This is a genomic window from Sulfitobacter sp. F26204 (genome assembly GCF_026410305.1).
GTDB lineage: Bacteria > Pseudomonadota > Alphaproteobacteria > Rhodobacterales > Rhodobacteraceae > Sulfitobacter.
In genome coordinates this window covers 87,110-106,708 of sequence record NZ_JAPMLQ010000010.1, presented here as the reverse complement: position 1 = coordinate 106,708, position 19,599 = coordinate 87,110, and the positions used below count along the sequence as shown (strand labels likewise).

The 19,599-nt window shown below is 55.3% G+C and carries 15 protein-coding genes; 6 read left to right on the top strand and 9 right to left on the bottom strand.

The window, feature by feature from the left end:
* Positions 1-2 precede the first annotated feature (2 nt).
* The 7 genes from OS190_RS18530 to OS190_RS18500 form a co-directional block, all read right to left on the bottom strand.
* Complete coding sequence (locus OS190_RS18530; protein WP_267160189.1) at positions 3-506, bottom strand: hypothetical protein; 504 nt, start codon at positions 504-506, stop codon at positions 3-5.
* Positions 503-1,303: a type IV secretion system protein gene (locus OS190_RS18525; protein ID WP_267160188.1), complete on the bottom strand. Its 801-nt coding sequence runs from the start codon at positions 1,301-1,303 to the stop codon at positions 503-505. The genes OS190_RS18530 and OS190_RS18525 overlap by 4 nt, the downstream gene beginning before the upstream one ends.
* Complete coding sequence (locus OS190_RS20520; RefSeq protein ID WP_323370738.1) at positions 1,293-2,399, bottom strand: lytic transglycosylase domain-containing protein; 1,107 nt, start codon at positions 2,397-2,399, stop codon at positions 1,293-1,295. Before OS190_RS20520 ends, OS190_RS18525 begins: the two co-directional genes overlap by 11 nt.
* Positions 2,400-2,594: 195 nt before the next feature.
* A complete protein-coding gene (locus tag OS190_RS18515) occupies positions 2,595-5,249 on the bottom strand; it encodes a VirB4 family type IV secretion/conjugal transfer ATPase (protein WP_267160187.1) in 2,655 nt (884 codons plus the stop codon).
* A gap of 66 nt (positions 5,250-5,315) precedes the next feature.
* The gene (locus OS190_RS18510; protein WP_267160186.1) at positions 5,316-5,597 is read right to left on the bottom strand and encodes a TrbC/VirB2 family protein; all 282 of its coding nucleotides are present in this window, start codon (positions 5,595-5,597) and stop codon (positions 5,316-5,318) included.
* Positions 5,597-6,010, bottom strand: coding sequence for a lytic transglycosylase domain-containing protein (locus tag OS190_RS18505; protein WP_323370737.1), 414 nt, complete (start codon positions 6,008-6,010; stop codon positions 5,597-5,599). Before OS190_RS18505 ends, OS190_RS18510 begins: the two co-directional genes overlap by 1 nt.
* A 238-nt stretch (positions 6,011-6,248) precedes the next feature.
* Complete coding sequence (locus OS190_RS18500) at positions 6,249-6,575, bottom strand: hypothetical protein (RefSeq protein WP_203243541.1); 327 nt, start codon at positions 6,573-6,575, stop codon at positions 6,249-6,251.
* A 682-nt stretch (positions 6,576-7,257) separates the two neighbouring features.
* On the opposite strand from OS190_RS18500, the gene OS190_RS18495 reads away from it, so the two are divergent.
* Complete coding sequence (locus OS190_RS18495) at positions 7,258-8,010, top strand: hypothetical protein (RefSeq protein ID WP_267160185.1); 753 nt, start codon at positions 7,258-7,260, stop codon at positions 8,008-8,010.
* Between the two features lie 25 nt (positions 8,011-8,035).
* Here the strand turns inward: OS190_RS18495 and OS190_RS18490 are convergent, their stop codons facing one another.
* Both OS190_RS18490 and OS190_RS18485 read right to left on the bottom strand, forming a co-directional pair.
* The gene (locus tag OS190_RS18490) at positions 8,036-8,389 is read right to left on the bottom strand and encodes a hypothetical protein (protein WP_267160184.1); all 354 of its coding nucleotides are present in this window, start codon (positions 8,387-8,389) and stop codon (positions 8,036-8,038) included.
* 234 nt (positions 8,390-8,623) lie between these two features.
* Entirely contained in the window at positions 8,624-9,676 is a 1,053-nt protein-coding gene (locus tag OS190_RS18485; RefSeq protein WP_267160183.1) for a replication initiator protein A, read from the bottom strand.
* Between the two features lie 1,170 nt (positions 9,677-10,846).
* On the opposite strand from OS190_RS18485, the gene OS190_RS18480 reads away from it, so the two are divergent.
* From OS190_RS18480 to OS190_RS18460, 5 genes are all read left to right on the top strand, one after another.
* On the top strand, positions 10,847-12,820 hold the full coding sequence (locus OS190_RS18480; RefSeq protein ID WP_267160182.1) for a ParB/RepB/Spo0J family partition protein: 1,974 nt from the start codon (positions 10,847-10,849) through the stop codon (positions 12,818-12,820).
* Between the two features lie 92 nt (positions 12,821-12,912).
* Positions 12,913-13,506: a DUF3085 domain-containing protein gene (locus OS190_RS18475; RefSeq protein WP_267160181.1), complete on the top strand. Its 594-nt coding sequence runs from the start codon at positions 12,913-12,915 to the stop codon at positions 13,504-13,506.
* Positions 13,506-14,165, top strand: coding sequence for a DUF6927 domain-containing protein (locus OS190_RS18470; protein WP_267160180.1), 660 nt, complete (start codon positions 13,506-13,508; stop codon positions 14,163-14,165). The genes OS190_RS18475 and OS190_RS18470 overlap by 1 nt, the downstream gene beginning before the upstream one ends.
* Before the next feature lie 107 nt (positions 14,166-14,272).
* On the top strand, positions 14,273-18,550 hold the full coding sequence (locus tag OS190_RS18465) for a strawberry notch-like NTP hydrolase domain-containing protein (RefSeq protein ID WP_267160179.1): 4,278 nt from the start codon (positions 14,273-14,275) through the stop codon (positions 18,548-18,550).
* Between the two features lie 206 nt (positions 18,551-18,756).
* Positions 18,757-19,485: a DUF736 family protein gene (locus tag OS190_RS18460; protein ID WP_267160178.1), complete on the top strand. Its 729-nt coding sequence runs from the start codon at positions 18,757-18,759 to the stop codon at positions 19,483-19,485.
* Positions 19,486-19,599: the final 114 nt, after the last annotated feature.

Genomic DNA, 19,599 nt, shown 5'->3' with positions numbered 1-19,599 from the left:
TACTATTCCCCAGCACAGGTCTTGGCGACATAGTCCCGATGCCTTGCCGAGGTCAGATTTTCTTGTTCCAGCTTGAACTCGAGCAACTCTTGGAACTGTTCTTCGCTCATTGTCGCTGCCGTCGCGCCAAACATTTGAACCGCAAACTCGTCAAAAGTTGTCTGACCAGTGATGCAACCGCAGTCGCCGCGCGCCATTTGCTCCTGCCTGAGAAAAGTGAAGTAGGCCTGCCGAGCGGCAGCCCAGGCAAAGGGCTTGGACTGCAAGATGCCAACCCGGTCCGGCTCTCGTTCACACCCCTCCCGGTTTGGGTCGACAAAGAACAATAGTTGACGGCTTTGCATCTCCTTCATGATATTCAACAGTCTTGGCGCATCGCTATCATCGACAGCGCTGACTGCACTCTCTTGAAGCTCTAACGGCGTTAAACTCTTCAGTTCATCCGCAGCCAGTGACGACCCAAATTGTATTCCAACGAGCAATGTAAAAATAGCGCGAGACATCATTCTGCCGCTCCCGAAAAATCAAAGAACGCACGTTCCTTTGCTTGCTCAGCGGCCCAGTTGATCCCGTTTTGACCCGACGCCAGACCTTGCGCGGCGTTGAGCCGCCACATCTGCCCAAGCATGAAATTGGTCTCAGCAGCCATCCGCGTGTTGAGGTCGATGGATTCCTTCATCGTCGATTGGTTGGCAATCTGACCCACCAACCCGTCAATTCTCTCGAGGCTTTGCGCGGCCTCCTCATAGGAGAGTTGCGCTGCTGCGATGGCAGTTGCATTTGCCGCAGCCGTCTCAGCGATCAACCCATCCGCCGCATTGTCGGACGATGAAAGCCCCTGCAGCCGCTCTTGCGTAAACCCCGCACTTGCCATCGTTTCACGCATCGCATCGGCTGCACGGCGCTCCCCCATTGTCACATCACCATCAAGCAAATTGTCGAGCAGACCATCAAAGTCGCCGATAGACAGTGCGTTTCTAAAACCGCTTAGATCGGTAATCTTGGCTGCCCGGCTGCGGATGTCCTCAACTGAATTGTAAAGGGACGCGATCTCGTTCAATCCCGTGATGGAACCCAGAATGTTCTCAAGATTGGTAAGTTGCTCGATTTGCAACTCAACCTGCCTTTTGAGCTCTTCAATCTGTGCAATCTGGTTTTCTGCGTCGCGCAATGCGGCCTGAAGTTGCTCCACATTCTTTGCAAGATTGGTCCCGTCTATGACCGGGACACCCTGCGCCTGCGCCGAGATTGGCAACAACATGATGCCCAAGGCCATGATTGCTGCATTGATGCTAGCCTTCATCAGAGAACTCCCAGAATGTTGTGTATTGAAGGTCTTGCGCGGCAGAGTTCATTCCGGCTGCCGCTTCGACTTTGACGTGGGCCGCCCGCATCCGCAGGGTCAGAGCCATCAGCCGCGCACGCTCCGCCATCATGTAGGTATTGTGATCAACAGCCTGTTTGGCCGAATTTGGCTTGGCCTGACGCAGCAACTCGGAAACCCGACGCATTGCCTGATCCACCTGCCCGCTTTGATAGGCCCCATATCCGTTAGAGGCGTCGGCCCAATTCCCCCAGGCAGCGTTTGCACCGTCAATGCCGTTGAGGGAGCCTGTCATGTCCGCCCCTGTGATAATGCTCAGATATTCGTCATAGTAGCCCCGGATCCGGCGCACGTAATTTTGCGTTTCCTCAAACGGCGGTATGCCACCATATTTGTTCACATTGCCGGGCCCCGCGTTATAGGCCGCAAGGGCATGGTCTATCCGGCCATAGGTATTGAGCTGGGTGGCAATGTAGCGCGCACCTCCGTCCAGGTTTTGCCATGGGTCTCTTGGATCTACGCCGAGATCGGCGGCCGTACCCGGCATAAGCTGACAAAAGCCACGCGCACCGACATGGCTTACGGCAGCATTATTGAACCGGCTTTCCTGTTTGATCAAAGACTGAAACAGAATGCGCCAGGTGGTCGGCGTTAGTCCAACCCTTCGCACACCCGCATGGTTCTCGTACCGCGCCGCAGTGGTGATAATCATCTGCTCGACAGATGCATTGTCGCCAAACAACCGCTGCTGGTCCGGATGATCTTCCTCTATTGGAAATGTCGCGGCAGCACCTGGCATACCGCCGCCACCTGTCTCGAAACCGGAGATGTCAGTTGTGCCTGTTGTCTGTTCCAGAAACCGTTCAAAAGCGTCGAGCTGATCTTGTTCCAGCGTGCTCTGCTCATCCCGAGTGGTCAGCTTCGTCCCTTGTTCAGTGAAGTCACGCGCGCGCTCTGAAAGCCGCGAGATGGCGTTTGAAAGGCGGGTGCCATCCACAATCGGCACCCCCTGCCCCCAAACAGGACTGGCCAGCACAATCAGCAGACCGAATTTTGTGAGACCAATCCCTTTCATCTCAAAAATCCACAAACCCACAGTCGTCAGCCGATGCGACAGCTGCAAACCCGCCGTACAACGACACGCTGGTTCCGTCTCTTGTCACAAACGTGTCACTGATATCCGTCCTGCCAAAACAATCCGACCGTTTGCCCGTGCTGACCCCAGAGCAGCCCGCAACAACCGAGGCCAACAGAATTCCTGTGATCCACTTCATGCCATATGTCTCCAAAACTCGGTCTCCTTGCGCCAATTGTGAGGTGCGCGCTCTTCGCCGGTGCGCCCACCACCCAAAACTGTCAGCGCGCTTCCGAGGCCACCCAGATCCATGTCGACAAAGACGCTGTCACTTCCCGAGCGCACCAATGCGATCCGCATCGCACCGGCACCGCGTGATAGAAAATCTGCTTCGCGGTCGTTGAGCCGCAAGATTCTGTAATCCTCCGGGTTCGCACGCGCGTTTGGATACAGCACTTGCGTGGTCACGCTTTCCGCGATGATCTGCCCCACGGAGCTCTTTTCAAGGTGGCCCGGTGTTTGCGTCAGCATGATCACGACGCAGTTCTTCTTGCGCATCGTTACAAGCCAATCATGAAGGCGCTTCTCAAACATCTCGTCGTTCAGCATCTTCCACGCTTCGTCGATGACAATCATGGTCGGCTTGCGATCCTCGATCACCCGCTCAATCCGGCGGAAGAGATAGGCCAGAAGCGCCGAACGTTCTGTGCTAAGATCTAGAATTTCGGACATATCGAGACCGACAACCTCCTCACCGATTTCAATGGGCTGGTCTGCCTGCTTTGAAAAAAGCCAGCTGTAGCGACCCCCCAACGTCCATTCACGCACGCGCGCAAGCAGATCTCCGTCGTCATCAGTGGAGGTGACAAGGCTCTCCAACCCCCCAAATGTGCGCAAGCCTTCTTGCGCAGAGGTGATCTGGCGCACGGCGTTATTGATCGCGACGGTCTGCGTCGTCGTCAGTGGCTTGTTGCGGGCCAGAATGTCCGTCAGCCAATCGGTTAGCCAAGCGGCTCCGCGCTCGTCCGTCTCCGTCTGAAAGGGATTGAAGCCTGTCGCTTCACCCACTTTGATCGAACTATAGGCCCCGCCCATCGCCCGCACCGCCATCTCAAGACCCTGATCTTTGTCAAAGACCAAAACCCTCGCCCCAACGCGGCGCGCCTGCGCCATTAGAAACGCCGTTCCAATGGTCTTGCCTGATCCTGTTCGACCGAGCACCAAGGTGTGACCCGCACTTGGCTCTTCCAGCCGCTTGCCCGCTTCATGAAAATTGAAACGGTACATGCCCGATGAAATTGTGGGAAAGACGGTGATGACCTCTCCCCAAGGGGATTGATCTTTGACACGGCCGGGCCGTGCTTTGTGAAACGCTGCCATCTCGGAAAAATTGTCTGAGGATAATAGAGCCGTGCGCACCCGATGCGACCAATTGCCGGGGGCCTGTGCGAAGAACAGCGCGGATATCACACCTTTAAACGCCCAATAGTTCGCCCGTTCGCGGATCATTGTCGCCCCGGTTTCCTGCGCCGCACGCCAGACTTCGGAAGCCGCGATCTCAAGCTCTTTCGGGCTGTCGGCTGTGACCATCACGGACAGGTGGTGAATGCCGTACACCTGTCGCCCTGAAGCCACGTTGTCTGCCGAAAGCTCCAGGTCCTGCTGTTGCGAGCGGGCGGCATCGTCAGTCGCCTTCATCTGCCGTGCCACCAGCTTCATTTTCTCAACAACCGCGTTGTTGCGCTGCGGCGTGAAACTGTTGGTGATCACAATATCAAAGGGCAGTTCCAACGCGTCAAGCATGGTCGGCCAAGTGTTGGGGCTATAGGCCTGAACCCCGAACAAGGCACCAAACCGCTTTTCCTGACCATTGTCGATTTCAACGAGCTTGCCCTTGAAGGTGAACTCGCTGTTGACCCCGGCAGTAGAGAGAAACTGACCAGGCACAGCATGTCGAGGCTGATAGCTTTGGCCCTGAACAGCGCCCAAGAGCCCCAACCATTCCCCATCTCCCACACGCAACCGCCTGAACCCGACGCCCTGATGCATTCCTTCGAGCAACCGCATGGCTTCATTGAGCTTGTCTTTGCGCTCGATAAGTTCGGCGCGAAACTGCGCGTTCTCTTTCTTGGGCGAGAAGAACTTCGACAGGCCCAGTTTATCAGAGATGCTGGGTCGCAACAGCAAAGAGATCATGATCACGCGCCGTTTGAGATTGCGTGATGTGACATCTGACAGCCAACGTCGATCCACCTCGGTCGTAAACGCATCTTCATCAACAGGATCAAGATCGACCTTTTCCGGGATGGTGATCTTGTTGACGTAAAACCCGAATTGTTCTCCGAACTGCCCAACCTGACGGGCAAAGGCCTCGGCCTGCGTATCCACTTCACCATCATCAGATGTGAAGCTGTCGAGGCCCTCCACCACAGCCGAAGCCATCAGATCCCCTTGCCGCGTCAGAATGATCTCATCTGTAAGTGCTGACATATATGGCAGATGCCGCGCCGCCGGCTCTTCCTTGCTGGCCGCTTTTCCAATCAACTGAGCGGTATTTGATCCCGCCATCGACAGCGTGGGGCCATAGCTGTCCCCGCCCCGAATGGCGCGGTTCGTCGTGGGCGGCGTGGCCGTGTAGACGGTCGCCAAAATCTCGAACAATGCCGGATTGCGGTCCGCAATCACCCACAAGACCGGATAGGCTGCAGGGATCAGAAGCAGGAATTTCCACTCATCCAACCCGACAAAGGGGATGACAGCCGTCATCATCAGCCCAATGAAATATCCAATGGGCAACCCAAAGAACTTGGGAGGTCTTGTCAGTCCAAGAAAGATGGGTGTTTCGCGCATGGGCAATCACTTTGTCAAATTGGTTACGCCCTGCTCGCCTACGTCGAAAGCAGGGCGCGGGGGTTCTTACGGGGCGGCGAAACCGTCAATGATTGTCGCGGCGGAAAACACCAAAACGATGCCAAGGAAAATTGCCAAGAAGAGCGGCCAGTTGAGACGCCCGGTGAACATCATATATCCAGCAGCGACCAGGCCCAGGATGCCGACAAGCCGGCCAATTGGTCCGGTGAGTGCATCGACGACCGTTTGCAGCATGTTTTCCAACGGATCGAGGTTTTGTGCGAGCGCGGGCTGTGCAATCAAGACAAAGAGGGGGATCAGAGCCAATAGAGGCTTAAATCTTTTCATTATAAGTTCTCCTGAGGAATCGTTGCGCGATAAAGCGCAAACACTTTGACGACGTGTTCTTGCGTTTCGCGATAGGGCGGAATGCCGCCATAACGAGTGACGGCTTCAGGACCCGCGTTGTAGGCGGCAAGCGCCAGTTGAGCGGATCGAAATTTCAACATCTGGGCCAGAAGGTAGCGGGCCGACCCATGCAGGTTTTCTTCGGCATCATGCGGGTCAACCCGCAACACACGTGCAGTGCCGGGCATCAGTTGGCCCAGACCGATGGCCCCGGCAGGGGACACAGCTGATTGTCTGAAATTGGACTCAATACCAATGTTGGCCCGAAAGAGCGCGAGCCACTGCAGTCCAGACATGTCGACGACCGCGATCCCTGGATGATCGAGATATTGTGCAGCAACCCTGCGCACCATCGTCTCAACTTCTGCACTTCCCCGTCTTGGGGCGGTTAGGCGTGGCAATGTTATTGGGTTTGACTGGGCAGCGGCCTGTGAGGCGGGCCGATCAAGGTCCAGCACCCCTGACACGAATGGGCTGGATACTCTTGTGGTGTTTGAGAACTCACCTTTTTCAAGGTCTATAACATCGGCGCAGCCGATTGAAGCTGTTGAGAGGGCGGCGATCACACAAAGCGCAATGATCCAAAGAGTGTTAGCCGTTGTCCTCCGCAATTTCCCAAACCTCTTTTTGGCCTGCGGCAAGGGGGATATTCACAACGGTAAAGCCAAGTTCAACAGCAAGAGATACCAGACCGGATACAGTAACGATGTATTTTGGACTTGCGTCCCCTGCGACGACAACCAGTGCCCGCAAAGGCGCACCATCATCACCCGCCGTACACACGAAAAGCCGCCAAAGCCCCCGCCATACACCTTTATCCTTCTGTGCACCCTCGATGCATTCGACTTCCAACGTTCCCCCAGCCAAAACGTCCTCGCGGACCCCGGCCATCTTGCGCACAGACGATCTGTCTCTCATTTTCGACTCCCCAGAGCAGCAGCCAAAGCCACTTGTCTGGGTCATCTAACACCACCGTTCCAACCATCGCTAGCACTTCGCGCATAACAATAGTTTACGTACGCATCGTTAGGATACATATTTAACCTAGTCAATGCCATTTCAGGTTGTATGCTGAAATCAGACCACCAGGAGGCTGATTTCTTGTCTCTCTGTGACCTCAAATCCTTACGACGTTGGGAAATATCACCCCCATGACCATTCGCCACACTATCGAAAATCCATGAGTGCGCCGCCGGGTTCATTCACTCTATCCACGAAATTATCTGCCACAGGTGTGGCAGCTTCTTGCTTGTTTTCGCGATTCGACTTGGCCCTTCGACGCTCGGCATATGGCCTGTTGCTAAGTGTCTGCACCTTCCCAGTCGCCGCGGTCGCCCAGACTGTTTTTTGTCTGCCCCCTGCGGTCCCCCTTTTCCCAAACGATCCGCAGATGCTGAGTGAGTTCAGAGCAGAGCTCTCGGCCGAGTTCACCCAATATTTCACTGACGCTCAAGACTATCTCAACTGCCTGCAACATGCCCATGGCGTAACGCGCCTCGAGATTGAAGACGCAATTCGTGACTACACCACTCTCTTGGACACGCCCCCAGGGCAGTAATTGACCACCCGCTGCCCCACATCGCTCAAATCGGAGACCTGAATGACTGACTTTCTCAAAACCCGCTGCCTGCTCTTGGTGCTCGCCCTGTCCAGCCTTGTCGCAATAGCGCCGCGACCCGCCCAAGCCTACCAAGTTGATTGTGCGATCTTGTTGTGTTTGTCTGGCGGCTGGCCCGCCTCTGCACCCTGTGCGCATGCGCGCGCCGTATTCATACGCAGGATCACGCCTTGGCCTATTGAGCCGCCTCTTCAAATCTGGCGATGCCCGATGCGCACGGTGCTGAACACGCCGCAGAAATTGACACCAAGCGAGGCCTTCTTGCGCTATGCTTTTGAAAATGTTCCGGCGCAATCGATCCCGAACGACACGTTGCCGACGTTGATATCCCTTGGTGCAGGGTCCCAAGACAGGTCGGCACCAAATGATGTTGCAGACCAGACAGCCGCAATGCTGTTGCTGGTCCAGAGTATCTCTGACGACAACGGAACAGCCGATATCGATATTTCAGGTGCTGCATTTGATTTTGTAAGGAGCATCAAAGTATGGCGCGTGGATCATTATCAACACCGTGCGCAAGGCAGCGAGGGCGATTGCCAAGAGACCGACCGCACGTTCTTGGGCACCTACGGCCGACAAGGCGACTTCAATTGGGCAAGATCAAGCGCCCATCATGTGCCAGGGTGGATGGCCCTTTCGACAAGTTGTTACAGCGGCATGGGACTATATCGTGCTGTCGGCATTGAATGGCATGATTACGAGGGCCGACACGGCTATGAGTTGGTCCGGTACTAACCTCGCGCCTATGATCCAGATGATGCTATGTTTGCGCCATAAAACAGGCGGCGGTCGGAAGCTTGCCGTCGACAAACCCGCTTGTGTCCAGGTGCAACACCGGTGACGCACCTGGCGCAATTTCAAACAGGTGGTCAATCACCGCATCTTCGCCCCTGAAGCTGATCGGGGCTGCCACAATGTCCAATGTGTCGGGATCGACGAGAAGAAAGGTTTCGCCAGCCTTGTCAAACAGTGCGCGGTAAAGCGGACGCCCTGTCTTCTCATGCCCGATTAAACCATAGGAAATTGTGAACGGCTCTCCTTGGCTGCGCCACGCATCCACGCCTTCATTGGTGACCAAATTGAGGGGTACACTCGGTACAGGCACATCGTTCATAATACTTCACGGTCTTATGCTTCGGCGTTAAACAAAAGTGTTCATAGACTTTTGCAAAAATGCTGCAAGAACAATCGTAGGGAAGTGCGAGGTGTCACTTTTCAACCACGGGTTTGTAACGGGTTGGGTTCGATGCCACTGGTGTTACGCGCGCGTCAGATCAATTGAGTTATCCGCAATCACAACCGTCAAAGGCTCGGGACAAGCCAAAACCGCTACGACGGTCGGCCAGATTCAGGGGCGGCCTCTCTTCTCAAACCACTTGCGACAAAACCCAACAAACGCCCGGTCCGGGTTTTTTGGTGCGTCAAGACCACCATCGCTCATCCAGGCCTTCCACTCGCCTTCGAGATGGTAGATGTCCCACCCCGGTGCCGCGTCGCGCGCCTCTTCATAAGTCGCAGCTTCCAGTACGATGCGCGCCGCCGCCTCGACCACCTGAACTTCTTTGTACATCGTCCCCCGATTCACAAAGACGAGCAGATCCGTATCTCCTTTGAAAGAGACCGAATAGTCGGGAAGATGATCATGTTCGACCAAATGCCGCAAGGACCGTCTAAACTCTTTCAGCGAGGATTTTGACCCGGATTTCTTATGCAGCAGATCCAAGTTGATGGACCACGTCGGTTGGCGACCACAGTGTTTGCGGGCAATCTCATAGACCCGGCGTTCAATCGGTTTGCGCAGCCTGAAGTAGTCCTTATGCAGCGTCAGCACTTCCTGCGCGCGGATCGCATTGAACACCCACTCGGAAAGTTTAAGCTCACACCACAGCAAGCGCCCATCATTGCCGTGCTTGCGTCTGATAGAGGCCGCATCGATCAGGCCGAATGTATCGTATTGTTCCTCGTCGCCGGTTTGAATGTTTGTGCTGATCCGCGTGCCCGCCAAACGGTCCACCGCCTGCACAAGAGCTTGATAGTCTTTGCCAGACGTTCCCCGGTTGGCAAACACCAGCAGATCACGGGAGTTCAGGCGGACGCGCCGAGACACCTCTTCTCCATCCCGCAGCTTATGCATGATCTGGGAAATACAATAAATCAGGATGTCCTTGTCATAGATCGTCGCCAACCCCTTCACACTGGGTGTGATCTCTACCCAATGACCGTTATGCTCGTAGCGTCGAACAGCTGTTTCAGGCTTCTTGGAGAGTGAATAAAACGGATGCTCCATCTGCGGCATCACATCCTTCAGCACTGCATCCGCCACATCGCAGATGAACAGGTCATCTTGCGGGTGGCGCTCCGGTAGGAGCTGCAAATTTGGATTCGGGGTATTAGACACCATGTGGATAACTATTCGGGGTTTCACACACCTGTCAAGAGATTCGGGGTATTAGACACTTGGAGACCTGCATTCCGGCTAAATGTCGCTTTACACTATAAAATATGCAATCGGCTGGTTCGGGGTTTTACACACCGCGGCTGGGTATTCGGGGTTTCACACACCATTGCCTGATTATTAAGGGCCGAGGCCATCTTTCGGGGTATCACACACGCTCCTCTGGTTCGGGGTTTTACACACCAAGTCGGGCTGGTTCGGGGTTTCACCCACCGATGCTGGAACATTTGCCCGATAACGGTCTAAAATTGAGGCATCAGAAACCGAATCGAACAACCAAACGATGGGCAACCCCCTCAACGTGTCTGCAGATCCACCGAGCCCGATTCGGGGTAACACACACTATGGTTCGGGGTATCAGACACCTCCATTCGGGGTAACACACACCGCTTGTCCAATTTTATTATTACGCACCAATGACTTATCTAGATTTTCAGTGCCTTAACACACTATATAACACATATATAACACAGCAAACCGACGGGCTAATTCGCTCAAATAACCACTTAGAAGTTAGGAACGTTGAAAATGCTTAGAAAAAGGAAGCAGAGGGTCGCGTACCGGATTGGATCAAGTAAATAACTGTCATATTTCTGCCCTGAGGCCCAAAGTTCTCGCGACAGACAAGTTCAAACATGAAAAGTAGTTTCTGTGTCCATCATTCCATTGGGCCAGATTGCCCAAACAAGTGAGCCTCGTGAAGCATTTCTTCGGTTGGCATCTAAGGATTGCCCGATGAGCGTTTCATGGCCCCTGCCCCGCAAGTCGGGGCACCTTGCTCTAGGCCTGCGCCGATAAATCGGCTCCACCCCAGAACACCGCACGATACATCTCCGCTGTTCCAATAGTCGTTTGACCATCTCAGCAAACTGAGCTGCCCAATCTCCTTTGGCTCATGCAGACCTGCATGTACGTCGATCTTCCTCAGGAGGGTTACGATCAAATGGGGCGCTGCGCGGTCCCTGCGGGACCTTGCTGGGGAATGAAGATGGGCCGGGTGCTCCAAGGTCTGGAAGACGGGGGCTGAATCCGGCGGACGGAAGGAAAGTAAAAGCAGGCTTCTTTGGGGGGTGATCCTGACATTTCGGGATCGAACCAACCAATAAAGGAAGCATCATGACAACCCAAATGACATCCCAACAGATTGAAATCGGAAAACTGGAACAGCATCCCGCCAACGTGCGTGCTCAATCCGTCGAGGCTTATGAACCCGAGAATATTGTACATCTTAAGGCCAGCATTGTGACGCTCGGCCTCATCCAGCCTCTGGTTGTGCAGAAGATCGGGTCGAAATACGGTGTTTTGGGCGGCGGTCGTCGTCGCGCCGCTCTACAAGAACTGGCTGCTGATACCTCTGAGAAGGCATTTACAAGCAAAACGAAGGTCGAATGTCGGGTCGTGCCCGCCGATTGCGATCTGACAACTGCCATCTCCCTGGCTGAGAACATCACCCAGGCCCCAATGTCGCCGATTGACCAGTTTGAAGCCTTTGCGCGGATGATGAAGACCGACAATCAGTCGATCGCCAGTATCGCGATGACCTTCGGTACGACAGAGACTGCCGTCAAAGAACGCCTCCGGTACGGGCTTGTTCATTCCAGCATCCGCGAAGCAGTCCGGGCCAAGACACTCACTCTGGATGCCATGAAGGCATTTGCCGATCATCCCTCCCCGGAAGTCCAGTTCGAAGTCTTTGAGGCGTTGACCCAGGACGGGGCGCGGCCGCATGCACATCAGATCAAGTCCACTTTGCGCGCCCGTGGGATTCAAGTGGGTGACGCGTTGGGTGCGTTCATCCGGGACGACTATGAAGCCAAAGGAGGAGGAGTTGCCGCGGACTTGCTCGACGAGCATTCGGTCCTTGAAGATATGGATCTGGCCAAAAAGGTTTTGGTCGAAAAACTTCAGGTGGCCGCCGAAGCCGAGCGTGACCGCCTTGGGTTTGCCTGGGCAGATGCAGCGGGTGAGCATGATTACCAGATGTTCAGTAGCTATGGCCGCGTCTATCCAGCAACAATCGTGCCGGACGCAGCAGGTCAAGCGCGACTTGGGGAGATCGCAACGCTGGTTTCTGCTCTGGAAGATCGCCAGTCTGCCGAAGAGATCAGCCAAGACGAGGCGGACGAGATCTATGATGAAATCGATACGCTAACCGAAGAGGCGGATGAGCTGCAAACCGGGTATCTGCCGGATGACCTCAAGAACGCCGGAGTGTTTGCGACCTGGAACCACAGCAATGTCCATCTGACGGTTGGTCTGATCCGCCCAGAAGATCAAGCCTGCGCAAATGCGACTTCTGGAGGTGACGGAAACATAGCGCCAAAGGATGTGACCAAGAGCGACGCCATTACCTATTCTGCAGCACTTTCCTCTGACCTGCAGATGGAACGGGCGATGGCTCTGGGAGCCGCCTTGGCATCCCATCCTGAAACCGCCACGGATTTTGCCCTGTTCAAGATCATCAACGATGTGCTCTGCGCTGGTGCTCGTACCTACGCCATCGACTTGACGGTAACTGCTCAGCATCGCACTCACGCCAAGCTCGATGAGATTGACCGAACCGCGCAGGAGCAAATGGACGTGATCCGCGAAACGCTGGATCTAAGCTGGGCCGATGAAACCCGCTCACCTGCCGAGCAATTTGCCAAGTTCCGTGCGCTTGATGGCTCCAAGAAGGCCGCACTTGTCGCGTTCGCTGTCGGGCTGACGGTCAAACCCTGTTTTGCGCGCAACCGGACCGCAGACGTCCTGATGTACGACCTTGAAGCAGAAATCATGCCCGATATCCGCGCGCACTGGGCCCCGAATGCAGCGCTCTTCGGTCGTTTCAAAAAGGCACAGCTTTTGCATATGCTGAATGCAGACCTCGGTCTGACCCAAGAAGCACTCAATCTTGCCGGCTCCAGCAAGAACGACGTGGTCACCTTTTGCGATCAGCTCTTTGCAGAGCCTTTTGCAACCCTGACCGACGCACAGCGCACGGCCGTGGCCACATGGTGCCCGCCTGATATGCAAACCGTCACGCCGGTTGCAACAGTTGAGACCAGCGATGTCCCAGATCACGTCGAAGATCACGCCAAAGCCGCCTGATCACTGGCAAGGCCCAAAGGAGCGTTGTTTCTTTGGGTCTTGCCCCAGCACATCAAAAACAAATCCCCAAATACAGATCTTCGGAGATACAAATGGCCCTGCTCGAATTCGCGACCCCTGAGGTCGCCAAGATTATCAAACACGCACAAAGCTGTACCAGATATATGCGCAAATGGGACGGTGAGGTAACGCAACCCGGCCTGATCCTTTCCGTCGCTCAGGGCGTTTTCCTGATGTCCAATGGGCTGGATGCGACCTCGATCAAGGAAGTCGGCGCGCCGGACACCAATGGAATGCAGGTTTATGCGCACGGGAAGAACCCGCAAGTTGATCCCAACTGGGTTGCTGAGGTGACGGCAATTTTTCGTGGCTATACCGGCATCTATCACCTCGACACTATTCAGGCGGCGCAACAGATCATCACGCGCGGGGACCCGACCTTGATGCTCTGCGTGTCCAACCACGTGATCGATGTGTTTGATCCCAGAAAGCAAACGCCCTTGATCGGTCAGATCTACAAGACGCCATCCGGTCTCGGAGGTGTGTTCCACGTCAAAATTCTGGATCTCACAGCGACCCATGCATGGGTTCGAAATCACGGAAACAGTGACGATTTTGACGATGCTCTGCCCTACCGCGTCCCGCTCGATAAGATCTATCCAATTGAGATGAAAGGAGCTGCGTGATGGGGTGGCTTTTTTATACCGACCAGCGCATCCGGGGTCATGCTCAAGAAAAGGCAGAAATTACACGGATTTGCACTTTTGAGAACGATACATTGTGCCAGATGCCCCTTAGACTGAGCAAAGTAGGGTCTGTCTGGTATGTCGCTGTCAGATCTTTACCAAGACCGGGAACGTCGTTCACGCAAACCCAATATGTTGCAGGCCCGGACGGGGCATATACATTCGCGGCTGTGTTTCTGACCGGCTATGATCAGGGGTGCTTTGGTTACAAGGATATGGATGAGACCATGGGCCCCGTGCAGGCACGCGCACCCCTTGGGCTTATCGCGTGTCTGTCAGAAATCTCTGACCCGAAGTCCTATGCGCACGGTTGGCGGCAAAAATGCAAAGACTGGGCCGCGATCCCAAACTACCAAGAGGGTGATGAAATACATCTCGCGGCACCTGTCACCATCACCGATGGATCAACCGTTCAGGACGTCCGACGCACGCATTACAAGCGCCGCGGACGGCGGATGACCTGTTTTGCAGACATCAAGTCGGGGACCTTGGTGCGGCTTTCCAAAGAGAGCCTGGCAGGGTCGGTGTTGATCAAAGGGGCCGTGTCGACTGGCTCAGATGTGTTGGCCGAGTTTTATGCCCGTCAACGAGAGAGGTGATCTCGGCGCATTAGATTACAGAATTTTTTCCAAGCCGCCGGACCTCTCCAAAAGAGGAAAGGCGGCTTTCTCTTTGGTGAATTTCAAACCCCGAAAGGAAAAATTCCATGTCAGACCCCAACGCATCCGCAACATCTGAAGCTCTGAGCGTTCTATCCTTGCGCCAATTGCTTCAAGCCACGGCACTTTTGGTGACGCGGGGAAGTCTACGCAGCGCTGACCTTGCCAAAACAATGCGCGTCCACTTCGGCGGCAGTGACGCTGCCGGGCACTGGGACTGGCGCATGGCCTATGACGTGATGCAAGCAGCGGCAAATTTGGCGCTTAAGGACGCCATGTCCCCAACGCCGCCGCGCGCATTGGCGCAGCTGGCACAGGGCCTGCTCACCGAAACGCGGCGCTCTGAGGATCAGATCCGTTTGCAGCAATTCTCAACCCCCCTGCCCTATGCCGCTCTTGTCGCACATGCGGCCTGTGTCAGAAAAAGTGACCTCGTCCTCGAGCCGTCAGCTGGCACAGGTAGTCTGGCGGCCATGGCCGTCCGTCACGGAGCGGACATTCTGCTCAACGAGATAGATCCATTTCGGGCAGCACTGCTGGAAGCAATCTTTGATTTGACGCCGAGCATTCATGACGGCGAGCATATTGATGACCTGTTGCTCGATCCCCGCAAGCCAAGCGTCGTCTTGATGAACCCGCCGTTTTCTTCTTCCATTGATCGCAGCAATGATCCACATACCGCCGCCAAACACCTTGTCGCCGCATCAAAACGGCTGGCCCCCGGGGGCAGGCTGGTGGCGATCATGCCGGCACGGTTCACAGCACAAAGCGTGCCAGCCTACTGGACGCGGCTCACGGGGATCCTCACGCCAAGGCTCGCTTTGAACATTCCAGGGTCGGTGTACCGAAAGATGGGCACAACGGTCGATACGCAAGTTCTGATTTGCGACAAGGTGGCGTTAGATGATCACGTCTTTGAGCAGCGCTCAGCCGACACCCTCGAAGAAGCCTTTGCCCTGCTCGATAAGACCCTACCTGAGCGCAGCGATGTTCAGCCGGGACCTTCCGCCGGAACCCGATCACCAATTCTGACCATCAACAGCGACGCTTTGCGGCGCATCGGCACTTCGAGCAAGGCGTCGGGTCTGTCGACTGGGGTCATGATCGGGCCAAAACACGCGCTTGCGCCGGTCGCCTATGACGTTTTGGCCGCACCACGAGAAAACCCGCCAGTCTCCGATATCTATGCACGTTATGCACCGCAAAGGATCGACATTGCGCAGGCCCGTTCTCACCCGACGCCACTGGTGGAAAGTCTGGCCATGGCCTCTGTTGCACCGCCCGCACCCGCCGCGCGACAAATCGCAGAGCTCCAATTGCCAAAGCGCATCACGTCCGAGGGAGTGTTGTCGGACGCCCAACTGGAAACAATCATCATGGCCAATGACGCGCATGAGCGTAATCTGCCCGGCAAGTTTACCATCAACGACAACAACACCCAGTTGGTGCGCAAGGACGATGATCCCCAAGCGACGGCCTACCGCTTGGGGTATTTCCTTGGTGACGGAACGGGGTGCGGCAAAGGCCGCCAGGTCGCAGGTCTCATCCTAGCAGGATGGCTGCAGGGCCGCCGCCGTGCGGTTTGGGTTTCCAAATCTGCTACATTGATCGAAGATGCGGTTCGAGATTGGCATGATCTGGGCGGCTCACCCGCGGATATTCAATCCCTGTCCAAGTGGAAACCTGAGCAGGACATTTCTATGGCGGCAGGAATTCTCTTTGTCACTTACGCCACCTTGCGCTCTGCGGGCAAAGGCGGGAACACGCGGCTCGATCAAATCCTTAAATGGCTCGGACCTGATTTTGACGGTGTCATCAGCTTTGATGAAGCACATGCCATGCAAAATGCGGCCGGTTCCGAGGAAGGGCGCGGTACAAAGCCCTCCCAACAAGGCCTTGCGGGATTGCGATTGCAGTTAGCCCTGCCCCGCGCGCGCATATTCTACGTTTCGGCAACGGGTGCTACAAATGTTCACAATCTTGCCTATGCGTCACGTTTGGGTCTCTGGGGACAAGGCGCTGATTATCCGTTTCCAAGCCGCGAGAGCTTTGTCTCAGCCATGGAAGCTGGCGGGGTTGCTGCTATGGAAGTTGTCGCGCGTGATCTCAAAGCTCTGGGGCTATATACCGCCCGTGCCTTGAGTTTTGATGGTGTTGAGTATGATGTTCTTGAACATGCTTTGAGCGCAGCGCAAATCAAAGTGTATGACGCCTATGCGCGTGCCTTCAAAACCATCCATCAGAACTTGGATGCCGCTCTTGAGGCCACAGGTGTGGTTGATGCGAGTGGCAAAACCCAGGCCTCCAGCGCCAAGGCCGCCGCGCGGTCACGTTTCGAGAGCACCAAACAGCGGTTTTTCAACCACCTTTTGATGGGGATGAAAGCACCCTCCATCATTGCGGCCGTCCAACAAGATGTGGAGGACGGTTGGGCGGCTGTTGTTCAGATCGTTTCTACCGGAGAAAGCCTGCTCAAGCGGCGCCTTGACGGTATGGATCCCGAAGATGAGCTGGTCGAAGGCGCGCTTACGCCGCGTGATTACGTATTGGGATATCTCGAGCAAGCCTTCCCTATCCATACACAAAAGCTTGTTGAGATCGATGGAAATGTGATTGCCGAACCCCTCAGAGATGCCAACGGCGATCTCGTTGTGTCGCGCGAGGCGCTTGGGCTGCGCGAGGAGGCGATGGTGGAGCTCATGTCATTGGCACCTATCCCAGCCGCCCTTGATCAAATCCTTTGGGCCTTTGGGGCAGATAGCGTTGCAGAGGTTACCGGCCGTTCTTTGCGACCCCTTAAAGGCACGGATGGGACGCTCTACATCGAGAACCGCAGCGCAAGCGCCAATTCTTCTGAAACCGGTGCGTTCATGGGAGCCGAGAAGAACATTTTGATATTCTCGGATGCGGGCGGCACTGGACGGTCATACCACGCAGCGGAAAACGCTACGAACCAGAAACGGCGCAGGCACTATCTGCTTGAACCGGGCTGGCGCGCCGATGCCGCCATTCAGGGGCTGGGACGGACCCATCGCTCTGCACAGGTGAGTGCGCCTTTCTTTCGTGTTTGCACCTCCGATGTGCACGGCGAGAAGCGCTTCACTGCAACCATTGCCCGCCGCCTGGATAATCTGGGCGCATTGACCAAAGGTCAGCGGGAAACCGGTGGTCAGGGGATGTTTCGCGAAGAAGACAACCTTGAAAGCCCGATCGCTCGGCACGCGCTGCGTGGCCTTTATGCCGATTTGGCCCATGATAGAGCATCGTCGATGCGCTATGAAACCTTTACGGAGTGGACGGCACTCAATCTGATGGATGGTGAGGGGGTTTTGCTTGATGATCTTCCGCCGATTCAACGGTTTCTCAACCGCGTTCTCGCGCTGCCCATCCATATGCAGAACGCATTGTTTGAAGAGTTCATGGAGCGCATTGCAACGCAGACCGCACGTGCGCGCGAAGCCGGAACGCTCGATCTGGGAGTTGAAACGCTGCGCGGTGACCAGATTGTCCAGACGTCAGGTGAGGATCTCTGGACCTGCCCCCAATCCCACGCTGTCACGCGGATTATCGGTCTTGAGGTCACCAATCCGGTTCATGTGCGCAGATCAGGCGAGGCACTCGAGCGGGCCGGGCGTCGCGTACCGATGATCAACCACGCGTCGGGCCGTGTTGCCCTGATCGATGGGGCACCAATGCAAATCTATGACGAGGATGTTGTCACGCTGATGCGCAAGACAGTACGACCAACGGGATCGAAGTTGATTTTGGAAGAGGCGTTTGAGAAATCTGCTTGGGAAGAAGTCGACGTTGGCGAATTTGCACGTCTTTGGGATGATGAGGCCGACGCGCTGCCCCGCGAGGAGACAACCAAACTCTTTTTGCTCACCGGCCTGTTGTTGCCGATCTGGAAAGATATTCCAACCCGCAATGAGCGTATTTACCGGGTGTCTCCGCGTGGAGGTGGCGCGATGATTGGCCGGACGTTGAGTGAGGATGGGGCCGCGGCCCTTCGTGCACGTTTCATGAAAGGGACGCCGCAGACCCCGAATGAGATGCTGACAGTTGCACTTGGGTCGACCACTCCTGTTGATCTGGGTCACGGGCTTTATCTGCGGCGTCGCCGCGTTGCGGGCGAGACACGTCTTGAAATCGAGGGTGCCGATGGACCAACCACCGCCACCCTCAAGTCGATGGGTTGTTTTACTGAAATCATTGCTTTCCAGTTGCGGTTATTTGTACCGCACGGTGAGGGGGCAGATACCTCGGCGATCCTGGCCCGCATAACGGGCCAGAGCAGTGACAATTTAAGAGCAGATGCAGCCTGAGGCATGCTCTGGGCTGAGAACCTGTCCGAATACGTGCCGTGTGGGGGTGGGCCAGCGTGTCATCGCCCACATACGGGGATGCATCTGACGGTGCGCAAGAAAGTTAAAGCAAGCTTTTTTAGTTTTGGGTTCCATGAGGGACCTGAAAGAGAAACCGTGCGGCAGATCGAAGTTCGGCTGGCGCGCACCAATGAAGGATACTTCCCATGTTCGCAGGAACTCTCACCCAAACTACAGTCCGTGACATTGTCTCGTTTAACGGCAAATTGCATGCGCGGGACTTCGATATTGCCATTACGCTCAACCCGGTTGCGAAGACATCCCCCAAATCTCCTGATTTCGAAGTGACAGCGATCAATCGCACCCGTCGCACAATTCGGATTGGATCGGCGTGGGACCAGATCAGTGACAAAACCGGGAACCGCTACATCTCGTTGCAAGTTGATGTCGGAAATGGTCCGTTTCGGGTGAATGCAGTGCAGACCGAAGAGGCACGCAAAGCCAAGAGCAACGACTTTGACATCATTCCATTTGTTGCAAACAGTGTGATGAAGTCTGGTTCGATCAGCGGTGAGTTGACTGCGATGGATGCAGATAACGCATTTGCGGGCTATGTGGCCAATATGATGTTCGATCTGAACTTCATGTTGATCGAGAATGAGTACAAGACGGCTGAAAAGCACCCAGACTATCGCATTGAAATCAGCTCTCCAAACGGGACAGCGATCCGCGTTGGGTCGGCCTGGCTTGCCACGAGCGAAAAGACCGGCAACGATTACATCTCGCTTCTGATCAACACGCCTGATGGGGATTTGCGGGTCAATGCAGTCCAGAATGAAGAACAGCGTGGCGGGGATACATTCTCAATCATTCCTTTTGTTGAAGCGGGTGAGACTGTTGGCTCGACAGCTGGTGGGTTGGCTTTGGTCGCGTAAGTACAGTTAAAATGTAGGGCGGGGCGCTTGAGGCTTCTCGAGCGCCCCTTTTTATGTCAAAAGTGTGCCTTTTGACGACTAAATACGACGAAATTTGGATTATTGCGGATTTTT